This window comes from Rheinheimera oceanensis, assembly GCF_018831085.1.
Taxonomy (GTDB): domain Bacteria; phylum Pseudomonadota; class Gammaproteobacteria; order Enterobacterales; family Alteromonadaceae; genus Alishewanella; species Alishewanella oceanensis.
The window spans coordinates 157,106-172,638 of sequence record NZ_JAGPNM010000003.1 but is presented as its reverse complement, the minus strand read 5'-3'; the positions used below and the strand labels follow the sequence as shown (position 1 = coordinate 172,638).

Genomic DNA, 15,533 nt, shown 5'->3' with positions numbered 1-15,533 from the left:
GTGGCAAGCCACGGTTTTTTCATCTGTCTGTGTTGGTATTACTGGGTATCCGTCACAGCCTGGCGTAAATTCCGGCTTATATCAGCCTTAGCTTTTAACGCTGCAATTATGGCGCGGTAATGCTGCTCTGCCTGCTGCTCTGCCAGACGATCCAACTGAGCGGGTTCCGGCACCATTGTTACTTCTGCATCTTTCACCGCCAGCACTGATACCAGCACGACATCACCGTTAGCCAGCGTAGCAAGCTCTATTGCCGGCTTATCAGCCGGGCGGGGCATAGCAAAAGCTTTAGCACGAATTTGGGCATCCAGAGTACCACCAAAGCGTGGTGTATCTGCAGAGTGTTCCAGCGTCAACGAGGCCAGCTCAGCCTGAGCCTTTAAACTGTCCTGAGCAGCCGCAGCTAATATCTGCTCGCCCTTTGCTTTGGCTAACAATGAGCTTTGCTCTGCACGGACCGCAGCTTCAACTTCAGCTTTAACTTCTTCCAGTGATTGGGTGCGTTTTGGCTGGTGATCAGTAACGCGCACTACGATAGCGCGTTGGTTATCCAGTTCAATAACCTCACTGTTTAACCGCTCATTAATAAAGCCACTATCGAAAATTTTACTCATTACCGCAGGTGCAGACAAAGGCTCTGTTGCTTCATTGCGGCTAAATAATGGCGTTGAAATAACCTTGGCATCTACCGCTGCTGCGGCATCTTCCAGTGTATCCGGAACTTCAAAACTGACTTCAGCCAAACGTTGCTGTAAATCATAAAACTTTGCAGTTGCCGCATCTTGCTTAATGCTATTAGCTATATCAGCTGATACCTCAGCCAGCTCTTGCACCTGAGCCGGCTCCAGAGTAACTAACTTAATAATATGATAACCATAAGCGCTTTTTACCACAGAGCTGAGCTCGCCAGCTTCTTTCATGCCAAAAGCAACACGTTCAAATTCAGGGTCAACATCTCCTGCAACTAACCAGTCCAGCACACCACCGTTGTCTGCAGAAAAAGTGTCAGCAGATTCTGCTTTAGCCAGTTCTGCAAAATCAGCACCGGCTTTTAACTGCTGTAAAATCGCTTCCGCTTTTGCTGCTACAGCTGGATCATCCTGCTCTGCTTCCAACATAATATGCGCAACCTGGCGGCGTTCATCTCGGGTGTAACGTGCTTTGTTTGCCTGATAATATTCAGCCAGTTGCTGCTCAGTAACTTCAATATCTGCTGCCAGCGCAGCGGCGGATAACTCAACATAGTTGATAGCCACTTTCTGCTCAGTTTCAAATTGTTGCAAATGAGTTGTGTAATAGTCTTGCAGCATTTGGTCTGTCAGTTCTACGTTAGCGGCAAAATCAGCTGCAGCAATACGCACAAATTCGATATCACGGCTTTGTTGCTGTAATTTCGCCAGTAACTGCATATCTTTAACTGTGGCAAATTCGCTACTCAGTAAACCAATTAATAGCTGGTTACGTGACATTTGCTCACGCATCAGTTCACGGAACTGATCTGGCTGATAACCAGCCTGGCGCAGTAAGGCCTGATAACGGTCATTATTGAACTGACCATCAACCTGAAACTCTGTCATGCCGCGGATAGCGTCACGAACCTGATCATCACTGACGCGCAGACCGAGTTTTGCAGCGAATTGCTTTTGCAGGGTTTCGTCAATAAGACGCTCCAGCACTTCACTACGAAAATTATTCATATAAGCGCTATCTGCGGCAAGGGTGGCGTACATTTCGCCAAACTGCTGTTGCAGCCGTGCCCGTTCATTCTGAAATGCCTGGTCAAAGTCTGCACGGCTGATTTTTTCACCGTTAACCTCTGCCACATTAACTTCGGCAGGCGCACTTAAATAACTGCCAACACCTGCTAATGCGAACGTCAGGATCACTAAGCCTAAAATAGACTTGGCAATGATTCCCTGCGAGCCTTCTCTGATTCTCTCTAACATCTTAGCACGATCTCTTTATTCATCTTTAACGGCTGGGAGGCAACAAAAACGCATCTTGGTTGCCGTAAAAAAAAACGCATCTTAACAGATGCGCTTTTTTTAGAGAAGCCTTTGGAAGACTGAGGTTACGGTATTATGTAGCCAGGTACTCCCAAATTGGCACTTTGTTTGTCTGAACCAAACTAAAGCTTAGTTACAGGCGTCTTTTAACGCTTTACCCGGCTTAAAAGAAGGAATTTTCGCAGACGCGATTTGAATAGTTGCACCAGTTTGTGGGTTACGGCCGGTACGGGCTGCACGCTCGCGTACACTGTAAGTGCCAAAACCAACTAATGCTACAGAGTCGCCTTCTTTAAGAGCTTCGGTAACAGCATCAATGAACGAATCTAAAGCACGACCTGCTGCTGCTTTAGAAATGTCTGCACCAGCAGCAATTTTGTCGATAAGTTGAGACTTGTTCACAATATCATCCCCTTCAATTGTTATTATTTTCAACAACTACACTTCATTAGTTCTGTAAGTGAGCTTCATCGTTATAACAAGCATTTTTCAGGCTTGCAAGCAAAAAAGCAGCAAAACTAACAGTTCTGGCTTTGACTGCAGCCCTTGTATAACAAGGGCTTGGTCGAAACTTTCCATAACTTAGCACAGCCAACAGGAATGAAAAGCCCCTACGCAGGATTTTTTTCCGTTTTTTTGCTTTTTGCTGAATTTTTTACCGTTTCACCCACCGAAACGCGCTCTAAAGGCTCTTGCAACGCCAGTTCCAGCACTTCATCTATCCATTTTACCGCACAAATTTCGATATCACCTTTTACATTATCAGGGATGTCTTTTAAGTCACGCACGTTATCATGCGGAATAAGTACCCGTTTAATGCCACCACGATGTGCTGCCAGCAGCTTCTCTTTTAAGCCACCGATGGGTAATACTTCACCGCGCAGTGTAATTTCACCTGTCATGGCTACATCTGCCCGTACCGGGTTACCAGTTAAGCTCGATACGAGCGCAGTAACCATACCGATACCGGCGCTGGGACCATCTTTTGGCGTAGCGCCTTCAGGTACATGCACATGAATATCACGCTTCTCATAAAAGTCTTCATTAATACGCAAGCCAGCTGCGCGGCTACGCACTACTGTCATTGCTGCCTGAATAGACTCTTTCATCACATCGCCCAGTGAGCCGGTAAAGGTTAGCTTGCCCTTACCCACTACAGACGCCGCTTCAATGGTCAGTAAATCACCGCCCACTTCAGTCCAGGCTAAGCCTGTTACCTGGCCGATACGGTTGCTATCTTCGGCTTTACCGTAGTCGTAACGCTGCACACCAAGGTAATCTTCCAGGTTCTGCTGATTAATCACCACCTGCTTTAAATCTTTGGTCAGCAATATTTGCTTTACCGCTTTGCGGCACAGCTTGGAGATTTCACGCTCTAAACTGCGTACCCCGGCTTCACGGGTGTAATAGCGGATAATGCCGATAATTGCACTGTCTTCAATCACTATTTCGCTGGCTTTTAAACCATTGCGGCCAATTTGCTTGGTAATAAGGTGCTGCCTGGCAATATTCAGCTTTTCATCTTCGGTATAACCGGCCAGACGAATCACTTCCATCCGGTCGAGCAAGGCCGCCGGAATATTCAGGCTGTTGGACGTTGCGAAAAACATGACATCGGATAAGTCGTAGTCCACTTCCAGATAATGATCGCTAAATGCAGTGTTCTGTTCCGGATCTAATACCTCCAGCAGCGCCGCTGCCGGATCGCCACGAAAATCTGACGCCATCTTGTCAATTTCATCTAACAAAAACAGTGGGTTACGCACACCAACTTTAGCCATTTTCTGGATAATTTTGCCTGGCATAGAACCAATATAGGTACGACGGTGACCGCGAATTTCAGCTTCATCACGCACGCCGCCCAGCGCCATCCGCACGTACTTACGCCCGGTCGCCTTGGCAACAGATTGCCCCAATGACGTTTTACCCACACCCGGAGGGCCAACCAGGCAAAGGATCGGGCCCTTTAACTTATTAACACGTTGCTGCACAGCTAAATATTCAACAATGCGCTCTTTTACCTTTTCCAGGCCGTAATGGTCTGCATTCAGAATTTGCTCAGCCACAGCCAGGTTTTTCTTTACCTTGCTGCGTTTTTTCCACGGCACATTAGCCAGCCAGTCGATGTAGCTGCGCACCACTGTTGCTTCTGCTGACATTGGCGACATCATTTTCAGCTTTTGCAGCTCGCTACGGGCTTTGTCTGTCACCTCTTGTGGCATTTGTGCCTGTTCAATTTTTTTATTCAGTGTTTCAAATTCATCCGGTGCATCTTCCAGCTCACCCAGTTCACGCTGAATAGCTTTCATTTGCTCGTTCAGGTAATACTCGCGCTGGCTTTTCTCCATTTGCTTTTTCACCCGGCTGCGAATACGGCGCTCTACCTGAAGAATGTCAATTTCACTCTCCATCATCGCCATCAGATATTCAAGCCGCTCGGTTACGTCGAAGATTTCCAGCACTTTTTGTTTATCTTCAACCTTTAGCGGCATATGTGCAGCCATGGTATCAGCCAGCCGTGCCGGCTCATCTATGCCGGTCAGTGCCGTTAATACTTCCGGCGGAATTTTTTTATTCAGTTTGATATAACCTTCAAACTGATTAATGGCCGAGCGCAGAAACACTTCCTGCTCACGGCTATCAACTTCGGCGGTTTCGATAATATCAACGTAGGCTGCAAAGGCTTTGTCTGTCTCTGTAAATTCAGCCAGCCTGGCACGGCGGCTGCCCTCAACCAATACTTTAACAGTACCGTCAGGCAGTTTTAGCAACTGTAAAATCGTCGCAACCGTACCTACTTCATATAGATCAGTCGCTGCCGGGTCATCCAGCGTGGCGTCTTTTTGCGCTACCAGGAAAATTTGTTTGTCGTTGTCCATGGCGGCATCAAGGCATTTAATCGATTTTGCCCGACCAACAAACAATGGGATAACCATATGGGGGTAAACGACCACGTCGCGCAGTGCCAGCACCGGCATATGCAAACGTTCAGCGTGTTCTGATGTCATTGATTCTCTCTCGAATTTAGTTACTGCAGGCGCAAATATGTTTCAGTATATGGGGTTCGTTTTAAAAACTTCAATTACATATATGAAAAAGGAGCTGATTCAGCTCCTTTTTTTCCTGTGACAGGATTAATGTGACTCAGCCGCAACGGGTTCACTGCTCTGATAAATCAAAATAGGGTCGCTCTCACCGCGGATCACCGTTTCATCAATCACGACTTTTGATACATCCTGCATTGATGGCAGTTCATACATGGTATCCAGCAGTACACCTTCAACTATAGAACGCAAACCACGGGCACCGGTTTTACGTTCCATTGCTTTTTGTGCAATAGCTTTCAGTGCGTCTTCACGGAACTCCAGCTCTACTTCTTCCATCGCGAATAAGGCAGCAAACTGTTTTACTAAAGCGTTTTTCGGCTCACTGAGAATTTGCACTAATGCAGCTAAATCCAGTTCCGTTAACGTAGCCACTACCGGCAAACGCCCGATAAATTCCGGAATTAAGCCGTACTTCACCAAATCTTCCGGTTCTACATCACGGAACGACTCACTTAAACTGCGTGTGCTTTCTTTGCTGCGCACCTCAGCGCCAAAGCCAATGCCTGAACCTTTGGCACAACGCTGCTCTATCACTTTATCCAGCCCGGCAAAAGCGCCGCCACAGATAAACAGAATTTTTGAGGTATCAACCTGCAAGAACTCCTGCTGCGGATGCTTACGGCCGCCTTGCGGTGGCACCGAAGCAACAGTGCCTTCAATCAGCTTTAACAGCGCCTGCTGCACGCCTTCACCTGATACATCACGGGTAATAGACGGGTTATCAGACTTACGCGAAATTTTGTCTATTTCATCAATGTAGACAATACCGCGCTGTGCTTTTTCGACATCGTAGTCACACTTTTGCAGCAGCTTCTGAATAATATTTTCGACATCTTCACCAACATAACCGGCTTCGGTCAGTGTAGTGGCATCGGCCATGGTAAAAGGCACGTCAAGTAAGCGCGCCAGTGTTTCTGCCAGCAGAGTTTTACCGCTACCGGTGGGGCCTATCAGCAGAATATTACTTTTCCCCAGCTCAACGTCTTGTTTGTGCTGGGCACTGCGCAGGCGCTTGTAATGATTGTATACCGCCACTGCCAGCACTTTTTTTGCATGATCCTGGCCAATAACATAATCATCAAGATGATTACGAATTTCGCGCGGTACCGGCAATTTGTCGGCATCACGTTTCGGGGAAATGTCTTTAATTTCCTCGCGGATGATGTCATTGCATAAATCAACGCATTCATCACAAATATAAACCTGTGGGCCTGCAATCAACTTACGCACTTCATGCTGTGATTTGCCACAAAAAGAACAGTACAACAGTTTACCGTTCTTATCGCCGTCAGTGCGGTGATCAGACATGTAACTACCTCTTTCACTACGGTGCAGCTCTGTAATGCAGAGCTGCCTAAAATGATTACTTCGTTTCTCTATTGGTTAATATGGCATCTACCAGGCCATAATCCAAGGCTTGCTGTGCACTTAAGAAGTTATCACGCTCAGTATCTTTGCAAACCTTCTCATAACTTTGATCACAGTGCTCGGCCATTAAGCGGTTTAATTTTTCTTTAATGCTTAAAATTTCACGGGCATGAATTTCAAAATCAGTCGCCTGGCCCTGAAAACCACCTAACGGCTGGTGAATCATCACCCGTGCATTAGGTAAACAATAACGCTTACCTTTAGTGCCACCAGACAATAAAAACGCGCCCATACTGGCTGCCTGGCCCACACAAACAGTGGCAATATCCGGCTTGATATAGCGCATGGTGTCATAAATTGACAAACCTGCGGTAACAGAGCCACCCGGAGAATTAATATAAATATAGATGTCTTTTTCCGGATTTTCTGATTCTAAGAACAATAATTGCGCCACAATCAGGTTGGCCATGTGATCTTCGACCTGACCGGTTAAGAAAATAACCCGCTCTTTCAACAGGCGTGAGTAGATATCGAACGACCGCTCGCCTTTAGCTGTTTGCTCAATAACGATTGGTACCAAAGCGTTTACTATGTCATTTAAATGTTGCGGCATAGACATATTTCAGAGTTCCCTTTTAAATGGCTGGGTTTTGCTGTTGCAGAAAATAAAATGGCCCGAACTGTTGTCCGAGCCATTAAAGCCGTCAAGCCAAAATAAGTCAACGTTAGTTGGCAGCTTGCGGGTTCATTATCTCGTCAAAAGCCGCTTTTTGTTCAGTCACTTTAGCGCTGGCCAGAATAACTTCAATGGCTTGCTCTTCCAGTGCTACATTGCGCATGCTTTGTAACAGCTCTTTGTTGCTGTTGTAGTACTGTACCACTTCTTGCGGGTCTTCATAAGCAGAAGCGACAGTTTCAATTAATGCCTGAACCTTTTTGTCGTCTACTTTCAGTTCGTTGGTTTTGATCACTTCACCCAGCAACAAACCTACTCTTACGCGATCTTTAGCCTGCTCTTCAAACAATGACGCTGGCAATTCCGGTAACTGCTTAGGATCCACATTATTACCAAAACGCTGCAGCGCCTGTTTACGCAGTACGTCTACTTCGCCTGCAATCAGTGCTTGTGGCACCTCTACTTCGTTATTGGCTAATAAACCTTTGATAACCTGATCTTTTACTTTAGCTTTAATATTCTGGTTCAGTTCACGCTCCATGTTTTTACGCACTTCAACTTTCAGTGCATCAACAGTGGCGGTTTCTAAACCAAACAAGGTTGCAAATTCGTCGGTCAGTTCAGGCAGTACCTGTTGCTCTACGGTGTTTACTGTAACGGCAAAGCTGGCCGCCTTACCTTTTAAATTCTCGGCGTGGTATTCTTCCGGGAAAGTTACATCAACAGTTACTTGCTCACCGGCTTTTTTGCCGATGATACCGTCTTCAAAACCCGGGATCATCCGGCCCTGGCCCAGCTCTAAGGTAAAGTTAGTGGCTTTGCCGCCTTCAAACTCTTCACCGTCGATAGAACCAACGAAGTCGATGATTACGCGATCACCGGTAGCGGCTTTGCCTTTTTTCGCTTCCCACTTTGCGTGTTGCTTACGCAAGGTATCCAGCATCTTGTCTAAATCAGCATCAGCAATCTCAACAACCGGCTTGTTCACTTCGATTTTATCCAGGTTTTTAACTTCAACTTCCGGATACACTTCAAAAGTAGCTTTAAATTCTAAATCTTTACCCTGCTCCAGTTGGCCGGGAGCAAAAGTTGGTGCACCTGCCGGAGTCAGTTTGTTGGCAATAATGGCATCGTAAAAATGACGCTGCATTTGCTCACCGGCAACTTCCTGCAATACCGCCAGGCCATAACGCTTCTGGATCAGTGTTACCGGCGCTTTGCCCGGACGGAAACCGTCGATACGCTGACGTTTGGCCAGATCACGTAAACGGCTCTTTACTTCTGCATCAATTTTGTCGGCCGGGACAGTGATCGTTACTTGGCGCTCTAAACCCTGAGTGGTTTCCACAGAAACTTGCATCTTGTTACCTCAAATTCAAAAACGGGCGTGTAATGAACGCCTTACTAGTGTGATCTGGTATCAAAACGCAGCACTGAACCAGACCTGTTATAAAATAGGACGCGGCATTATAGCGGGGTAAATGTCTGACGTCGAGCCCTTAACAAGGCCGTCCTGAGCCTTGTACAGGACAAAATAAAAAACGCAGCATAGTCAATAAATTACTATATGCTGCGTTGATTTTTTCCTCTGCTGCAGCCGTTAACTACGGGTCTGGCCACTGCCGGTTACCACGTATTTTTCAGTGGTGAGTGCCTCAAGCCCCATAGGGCCATAAGCATGTAACTTGCTGGTAGAAATACCAATCTCTGCACCTAAGCCTAACTCGCCACCATCAGAGAAGCGTGATGAGGCGTTATGCATAACTACAGCAGAATCTACCTGACGGATAAAACGCTCTGCATTAGCCTGATCGCTGGTACAAATAACTTCGGTGTGCTGGCTGCCAAACTGGTCAATATGCGCCATGGCGGCGTTCAGATCGTCAACAACTCTGATAGCAATTTCCGGCGCCAGATATTCCTGCCCAAATTCGTTATCAGCTATTGGTTGAGCCTGGTGAAAGTAGCCAATACTGGCTTTACAGGCATGTACGATAACATCGTGCCGCGCCAGGGCGCTGGCTACCATAGGCAAAAAATCAGCCGCAATATGCTGATTGACCAATAAACCTTCAAGTGCGTTACAAACACCGGGGCGCTGCACTTTACCGTTAAGCAATAACTCCAGCGCCATGGTTAAATCTGCGCTTTGATCTACATACAGATGACATACACCTTTATAGTGCTGAATCACCGGAATACGGCTGTGCTCGGTAACAAAACGAATTAACCCTTCGCCACCACGCGGGATCACCAAATCGATATATTGATCCTGCTTTAACAGTGCCAGCATTAAATCACGATCAGGTTCCGGTACTATGCTTATGACTTCATCCGGTAGCTGATGTTCACGCAGCGCTTGTTGCATTGCGGCAGCAATAGCCAGGCTGGTTTGAATAGCCTCACGGCCACAGCGCAGAATAACCGCATTACCGGATTTGAAGCATAAAGCACCGGCATCAGCGGTAACATTGGGCCGGGCTTCATAAATCATGCAAATAACACCCAGTGCTATACGACGTTTTTCGATATTAATACCGTTTGGCCGCTGCTCGATATGCCGCGTTGCGCCAACCGGATCCGGCAAGGCAATAATTTGCTCGATAGCTTTGGCCATGGCATCAATACGCTCATGGTTTAGCGTTAAACGGTCAAGCATAGCAGCACTGGTACCATTAGCACTGGCGGTGGCAACTTCATCTTTATTCGCTTCAAGTATTGCAGCGCTGGCATTACGGATATGGTTTGCCATACTCTGCAGGACAAAATTTTTCTGCTCTGTCGTCAAATTTGCTACAGCTTTAGCTGCTTCTGACGCTTTAGCGGCTATCGTTGCCGCAACATCGGTACTCATATTCTCTCCAGTAACATCATTTCGCTGCGATGGATCACGGCATTGCTGCCTGTCGGGCAATAGCCAAGGCAAGAAGCTATATCGCGGCTTTGCTGGCCTTTAATAGAAAACAACTCGCTGGCACTAAACCGGCTGACACCTTTAGCAATTTTGCGTTTGCCTGATGCACTGCGTACTAGAACGGCATCACCTGAATCAAACTCACCGCTAATATCAACTATACCGCTACACAATAATGAAGCGCCCTGGCGGCATAAGGCTTCAACACAGCCATCATCAACCCAAATTTCACCTTTGGCTCTGAGAGTGTGCCGCACCCAATGTTTTTTAGCCGGTAGAGGCTTGGCATGACCATAAAAAATGGTGCCAGGATTTTTACCCGCTAAAATACACTGAAAACCGTTAGGTTTGTGGCCGTCAATAATAACGGTGTCTATACCATGTGCAGCTGCTTTCTCTGCCGCTTCAATTTTGGTATACATACCGCCGGTACCCACTTTAGATGATGCACCTCCTGCCAGAGCATAAATACGCTGGTCAATAATACGCACTTCGGGGATCAGGCTGGCTGTTGGGTCTTTGTTCGGATCTGCAGTGTATAAACCATCAACATCAGAACAAATAATCAACGCATCAGCGTTAGCAACTGTGGCCACCATAGCAGCCAGATTGTCATTATCGCCTACTTTCAGTTCATCGGTGGCTATCGTATCGTTTTCGTTGACGATAGGCAGTATCTGATGATCCAGCAACCGCTTTAGCGTGTTTTGAATATTAACATGGCGCACACGATCACTTAAATCACCGTGAGTAAGTAAAACCTGCGCACAAGGAAAGTCAAAACACCGGCTCCAGAAATTCATCAGCTGATTCTGGCCAACAGCTGCCATCGCCCGTTTTAGTGCGATAGGAACCCGTTGATGTTGAAAATTAAAATGATGGCGGCCAGCAGCCACACTACCTGATGACACCAGGATCACTTCAAGACCCTGTAACCGGCACTGCCGGATAAATTCAGCGATGGGACGCAGGAACTGTTCGCTACACCCCTGGTTTTCCGGCGCTATCAGGGCACTGCCAACTTTCAGCACGACCCGCCGCCAGGATGGGTTAATCATAACTCCTCCAATGGTTGTTCCGGCGGCTATACTAGCAAAAACTGTAACCTGGTTCCACCTGGGTTACAATTTAGGAAAACAAAGATCGGGACACATTACACATAAACAACTGAAAAAATTACACTATAAACATTATGAATACCTATCATTCATAATGCTCAAGCTGTAAAAAGCCGCTCAATCTGTAATTAAATTACATTTCTGTTAGCGTTCAGGAATACAGCTGAACTTCTTTTAATGACGGCTGAACCTGCACGACTTTCTCAAAACTCAGGCCTAAACGGGTTAACACTTTAATTGATGGAAGATTACCTGCACTGACAAGGCCAACAATACGTTTGAGTTTAACCTTCTGATAGCCAAAATGCAGCACAGCGGAGGCGGCTTCCAGCGCATACCCCTTGCCCCAGAACTGAGGTACAAACGCAAAGCCAATATCAGTTTCCTGCAGATAATCACGAAACAGCAGGCCACAAAACCCTATAGGTATTTTAGTATCACTGGTTTCCACCAGAAATAAACCATAGCCATGCTGCTGATAACTTTTTATTGGCCCTTCGGCTAAATAATGCAAAGCATCCAGCTTTGAACGCACACCGCGATCAGCAATATTTTCAATAAACGACGGTTCATTTAATAACTGGCAGGTAAAAGCAGCGTCTGCCGCCGTAAGATGCCGGATACGTAAACGCGGGGTTTCTGCAATTATCAAGATAATCATCCTTAATCTGATATTAAATAGCAGCATACAATAAGATTTAAGGATTTGGGAACCGGATTTTATTATTTGATAATTGATCAAAGATAAATGCAGCTAAACGTATTAGCTTTAAATAAAGGAAAGCTTTATTTAACTTAGGGAGAATGGTCGGTGATGCAGGATCTGAACCTGCGGCCCGTGGGATTAAGAGTACCCAAACCAAGTGTGCTTATTTAGCTTAGGGGGAATGGTCGGTGATGCAGGATTTGAACCTGCGACCCCTTGGACCCAAACCAAGTGCGCTACCAAGCTGCGCCAATCACCGACTATAAAACTCTGAGAAAGATGGGGTGGATGATGGGGCTCGAACCCACGACAACCGGAATCACAATCCGGGGCTCTACCAACTGAGCTACAACCACCACTGAAACTGTCTTGCGCTTGTTATGGCGCGCCCGATAGGATTCGAACCTATGACCCACGGCTTAGAAGGCCGTTGCTCTATCCAACTGAGCTACGGGCGCACAATCGAAACCCTACCAAGCTGTATATTAATGGTCGGTGATGCAGGATTTGAACCTGCGACCCCTTGGACCCAAACCAAGTGCGCTACCAAGCTGCGCCAATCACCGACTTCGCTGCACTGCTGCAACGGGGCGGAATATTACAGCCGCCCAGCAATAGCGTCAAACCTTTTTTTGCACAAATCAACTGATTGCCTATTATTTGAACCTATTGTGCCACGGGCATTGCAGGATGGAGTTCTGCGGGTAGCTGTGCGAAAATATGCCGCAGTAAAATCATGGCAGAGACGTAAGCAAATGACAGCACAAATTATTGATGGCAAAGCCGTTGCCCAGGCAACAAAAGATAAAGTTGCCGCCCAGGTTCGCGCCCGGGTTGCAGCAGGTAAAAGAGCACCGGGCTTAGCCGTAGTGCTGGTAGGTGTAAACCCGGCATCTCAGGTTTATGTAGGCAGTAAACGTAAGGCCTGTGAAGAAGTTGGCTTTCATTCTGTATCTTACGATTTACCCTCAGACACTACCGAGCAACAGCTGCTGGAGCTGATCGATAACCTAAATAATGACAACACTGTAGACGGCATTCTGGTGCAGCTGCCGTTACCCGCCGGTTTAGATGCTTCTGCCATTTTAGAGCGTATAAACCCGCACAAAGACGTCGACGGCTTTCACCCTTACAATATCGGCCGTTTAGCACAGCGCATGCCAGCGCTGCGCTCCTGCACACCTAAAGGCATTATGACACTGCTGCAAAGTACCGGCGTTAATGTAAAAGGTATGGATGCGGTTGTGGTGGGTGCCTCCAACATTGTTGGCCGGCCGATGGCGCTGGAACTGTTACTGGCCGGTTGCACGACAACGGTATGTCATAAATTTACCAAAAACCTGGAAGCCCAGGTACGCCGCGCCGATTTACTGGTAGTGGCAGTAGGCCGGCCGGAGTTTATCCCCGGAGATTGGGTAAAACCCGGCGCCCTGGTTATTGATGTGGGTATTAACCGGCTAGATTCCGGCAAACTGGTAGGCGATGTGGAATATGGCGCCGCAGTAAAGCACGCGCGTTATATCACGCCGGTACCGGGCGGTGTAGGCCCGATGACCGTAGCCAGTTTAGTTGAAAACACGCTGGAAGCCTGTGAGCTGTATCACGACAGATAGCCTGCCATAGCCATTACCAGTGCAGCGGGAGTAATCCCGCTGCTGAAACAGCAATCTGCGACAATTGTCGCAAATAAAGCTTGATCTATTGCGACAACTGTCGCACCATTCAGGTTACTAATTACCTGAATAGTTATCACCCTATGCAGCAACCTACCGCACCTGAACTGGAAATTCTTAAATTACTCTGGGCGAAACAGCCGCTTACCGCACGGGAAATCCATGATGAACTGGCAACGGTTCTGAGCTGGGGCTACTCCTCTACCCGTAAAACGCTGGAGCGCATGGGCGATAAAGGGTTTATCGCCTGTGAAACCATGGCTAATAAAAACAGCTATACCACCTTGCTGGATAAAATGCCGACACTGGCTGCCTTTGCCCAGGACTTTGCCACAAGAGTATTTGAGCTTAACGAGCCGTTACCGGTGGCCATGTTTGCCAGCAGTAAGCTGGTTAATGCAGACGAAATTGCGGATCTGGAAAAGTTACTGGCCGAATTAGCCTCGCCAGCGCATGCCCAAACCAAAAATACTGCGATGAAAGACAACGAGAGCTGATATGGCACAACATCTGCTGATTTCACTATTGTTATCTACGCTTTGGTCTGCCGTACTTTGGGGTATAACCCAGCCGCTGCTTAAAAGAAGCCGCGCCTTGCAGCAGTGGCCTGCTTTATACTGGTGGCTGCTGGCGTTAGGTTTTTTACCCTTACTGCCGTTACCGGAACTGTATCAACACTGGACTATTCCCTCGGTATTGCTACAGGACACCCTGTATTCAGTGCAAACATTAGCTGCACAGCCTATGCATCCGGCCCTGCTTGGCACCCCCGCCAATACCGGGCTGTACTGGCAAATAGCCTTAGCTTTTATTGCTACCCTAAGCCTTATACAACTGATAAGGCTTGTCAGGCAATGGCAACAACTGCAGCAGTTTATCCGCCATAGTACCAGGCTGGCACCTGACAGCCTGTTTACGGCAGCGCAACTGCAGCAAATTGCCCCTTTGGCAAATCGTTTCACGCTGCGCCAAACCGAAGCCGCAGTATCCCCCTTTATTGCAGGCTGGTTTAAGCTAACACTGGTGGTGCCTGCTTATATCTGGCAAATGTCTGAACAACAGCGGCAATTGCTGATCAGCCATGAGCTGATGCACCTGCAACGGCGCGATCCACAGCAACTGCTTATTATGCGTATATTGGTAGCCTTGTGCTGGTTTAACCCGGTATTACGGCAGCTGGAAGCTGCTTTTATCCGCAACATAGAACTGGCAGTAGATAACGCCGTGCTGGCAGCACAACCGCAGCACGCAGTGTTATATGGCCAAACCTTGCTGGCCAGCTTAGCGCTAAATCAGCCCAAAACACCGCCGCAACTGATGCCCGGCTTTGTTCAAGCCAGTACAGATAAACAATTTTATCAGCAACGTTTGCAACAATTGTTTAAACCTGTAGCTGCCGTATCGCTGCGACAAAAATGGCGTATTGCCCTAATATTGTGTTGCAGCGCCGTAGCGCTTAATACCGCCATTGCCCGGCTTAATTTTACTGCGCCACCTGCAATATGGCATTTGCCTGTTAACAATGTACCGGTTAACTCATTTTATGCTGAGCAACATCCGTTTCGTGATAACCGCCCGCATCAGGGGCTGGATTTTGCAGCCCAGCCCGGTACTGCCGTGCTGGCTGCGCAAAAAGGCCGGGTATTAATTACCGATGACACCAGCCTGCATGAACGGTACGGCAAGGTAGTACTAATTGACCACGGCCACGGTTATCAAACCTTATACGCACATCTGGACGGCTTTTATGTGGTAGCGGGCCAAACGGTTGAAGCCGGTCAGCCGGTTGGCAAAATGGGTGCTACAGGCCGGGTAACAGGGCCGCATTTACACTTTGAGCTATTGCTAAACGGTAAACAACAAGACCCGGCACCCTACCTGCCACTGTAATTTCTTCACTAAACACAGGCCAATTTTTGCCCGGCCCTGCCGGGTATGGGTTCTTATTGCCTGAAAAACGCTGAA

General features: G+C 47.5%; 12 protein-coding genes and 4 tRNA genes. 3 read left to right on the top strand and 13 right to left on the bottom strand.

Translation table 11 applies throughout. The features are described 5' to 3' along the window. Positions 1-38: 38 nt before the first annotated feature. From J3B89_RS08905 to J3B89_RS08845, 13 genes are all read right to left on the bottom strand, one after another. Positions 39-1,946: a SurA N-terminal domain-containing protein gene (locus J3B89_RS08905; protein WP_215397187.1), complete on the bottom strand. Its 1,908-nt coding sequence runs from the start codon at positions 1,944-1,946 to the stop codon at positions 39-41. A 189-nt stretch (positions 1,947-2,135) separates the two neighbouring features. After that, positions 2,136-2,408 carry a nucleoid-associated protein HU-beta gene (gene hupB / locus J3B89_RS08900; protein WP_008220336.1) on the bottom strand — a complete coding sequence of 91 codons (273 nt, stop codon included), beginning with the start codon at positions 2,406-2,408 and terminating at the stop codon, positions 2,136-2,138. A gap of 209 nt (positions 2,409-2,617) precedes the next feature. Beyond that, complete coding sequence (gene lon / locus J3B89_RS08895; protein WP_215397186.1) at positions 2,618-5,014, bottom strand: endopeptidase La; 2,397 nt, start codon at positions 5,012-5,014, stop codon at positions 2,618-2,620. Positions 5,015-5,140: 126 nt separating this feature from the next. Then, positions 5,141-6,421: an ATP-dependent protease ATP-binding subunit ClpX gene (gene clpX / locus J3B89_RS08890; RefSeq protein ID WP_215397185.1), complete on the bottom strand. Its 1,281-nt coding sequence runs from the start codon at positions 6,419-6,421 to the stop codon at positions 5,141-5,143. Positions 6,422-6,476: 55 nt separating this feature from the next. Continuing rightward, positions 6,477-7,100 carry an ATP-dependent Clp endopeptidase proteolytic subunit ClpP gene (gene clpP, locus J3B89_RS08885; protein ID WP_285895603.1) on the bottom strand — a complete coding sequence of 208 codons (624 nt, stop codon included), beginning with the start codon at positions 7,098-7,100 and terminating at the stop codon, positions 6,477-6,479. Positions 7,101-7,206: 106 nt separating this feature from the next. Beyond that, complete coding sequence (tig, locus tag J3B89_RS08880; RefSeq protein ID WP_215397184.1) at positions 7,207-8,517, bottom strand: trigger factor; 1,311 nt, start codon at positions 8,515-8,517, stop codon at positions 7,207-7,209. Between the two features lie 240 nt (positions 8,518-8,757). Next, positions 8,758-10,011: a glutamate-5-semialdehyde dehydrogenase gene (locus J3B89_RS08875; RefSeq protein WP_215397183.1), complete on the bottom strand. Its 1,254-nt coding sequence runs from the start codon at positions 10,009-10,011 to the stop codon at positions 8,758-8,760. Further along, positions 10,008-11,129, bottom strand: a complete 1,122-nt coding sequence (proB, locus tag J3B89_RS08870; RefSeq protein ID WP_215397182.1) for a glutamate 5-kinase — start codon at positions 11,127-11,129, stop codon at positions 10,008-10,010. Before proB ends, J3B89_RS08875 begins: the two co-directional genes overlap by 4 nt. 211 nt (positions 11,130-11,340) lie before the next feature. Further along, positions 11,341-11,841 (bottom strand): GNAT family N-acetyltransferase, encoded by a 501-nt coding sequence (locus tag J3B89_RS08865; RefSeq protein WP_215397181.1) that lies wholly within the window; start codon positions 11,839-11,841, stop codon positions 11,341-11,343. A gap of 236 nt (positions 11,842-12,077) precedes the next feature. After that, positions 12,078-12,154, bottom strand: a tRNA-Pro gene (locus J3B89_RS08860). 21 nt (positions 12,155-12,175) lie between these two features. After that, positions 12,176-12,251 (bottom strand) — tRNA-His (locus J3B89_RS08855). Positions 12,252-12,276: 25 nt separating this feature from the next. Next, a tRNA-Arg gene (locus J3B89_RS08850) sits at positions 12,277-12,353 on the bottom strand. Between the two features lie 31 nt (positions 12,354-12,384). Next, a tRNA-Pro gene (locus tag J3B89_RS08845) sits at positions 12,385-12,461 on the bottom strand. A gap of 189 nt (positions 12,462-12,650) precedes the next feature. On the opposite strand from J3B89_RS08845, the gene folD reads away from it, so the two are divergent. The 3 genes from folD (at position 12,651) to J3B89_RS08830 (ending at position 15,458) form a co-directional block, all read left to right on the top strand. Next, positions 12,651-13,508 (top strand): bifunctional methylenetetrahydrofolate dehydrogenase/methenyltetrahydrofolate cyclohydrolase FolD, encoded by an 858-nt coding sequence (gene folD, locus J3B89_RS08840; RefSeq protein ID WP_215397180.1) that lies wholly within the window; start codon positions 12,651-12,653, stop codon positions 13,506-13,508. Positions 13,509-13,651: 143 nt separating this feature from the next. After that, a complete protein-coding gene (locus J3B89_RS08835) occupies positions 13,652-14,065 on the top strand; it encodes a BlaI/MecI/CopY family transcriptional regulator (protein ID WP_215397179.1) in 414 nt (137 codons plus the stop codon). Position 14,066: 1 nt separating this feature from the next. Next, the gene (locus J3B89_RS08830) at positions 14,067-15,458 is read left to right on the top strand and encodes a M23/M56 family metallopeptidase (protein WP_215397178.1); all 1,392 of its coding nucleotides are present in this window, start codon (positions 14,067-14,069) and stop codon (positions 15,456-15,458) included. Positions 15,459-15,533 lie beyond the last annotated feature (75 nt).

What these genes read in the sequence shown, in the direction of transcription:
- J3B89_RS08905 (WP_215397187.1), bottom strand. Translation starts at nt 1,946, where the DNA reads ATGTTAGAGAGAATCAGAGAAGGCTCGCAGGGAATCATTGCCAAGTCT.
- lon (WP_215397186.1), bottom strand. Translation starts at nt 5,014, where the DNA reads ATGACATCAGAACACGCTGAACGTTTGCATATGCCGGTGCTGGCACTG.
- clpX (WP_215397185.1), bottom strand. Translation starts at nt 6,421, where the DNA reads ATGTCTGATCACCGCACTGACGGCGATAAGAACGGTAAACTGTTGTAC.
- clpP (WP_285895603.1), bottom strand. Translation starts at nt 7,100, where the DNA reads ATGTCTATGCCGCAACATTTAAATGACATAGTAAACGCTTTGGTACCA.
- tig (WP_215397184.1), bottom strand. Translation starts at nt 8,517, where the DNA reads ATGCAAGTTTCTGTGGAAACCACTCAGGGTTTAGAGCGCCAAGTAACG.
- J3B89_RS08875 (WP_215397183.1), bottom strand. Translation starts at nt 10,011, where the DNA reads ATGAGTACCGATGTTGCGGCAACGATAGCCGCTAAAGCGTCAGAAGCA.
- proB (WP_215397182.1), bottom strand. Translation starts at nt 11,129, where the DNA reads ATGATTAACCCATCCTGGCGGCGGGTCGTGCTGAAAGTTGGCAGTGCC.
- folD (WP_215397180.1), top strand. Translation starts at nt 12,651, where the DNA reads ATGACAGCACAAATTATTGATGGCAAAGCCGTTGCCCAGGCAACAAAA.
- J3B89_RS08835 (WP_215397179.1), top strand. Translation starts at nt 13,652, where the DNA reads ATGCAGCAACCTACCGCACCTGAACTGGAAATTCTTAAATTACTCTGG.
- J3B89_RS08830 (WP_215397178.1), top strand. Translation starts at nt 14,067, where the DNA reads ATGGCACAACATCTGCTGATTTCACTATTGTTATCTACGCTTTGGTCT.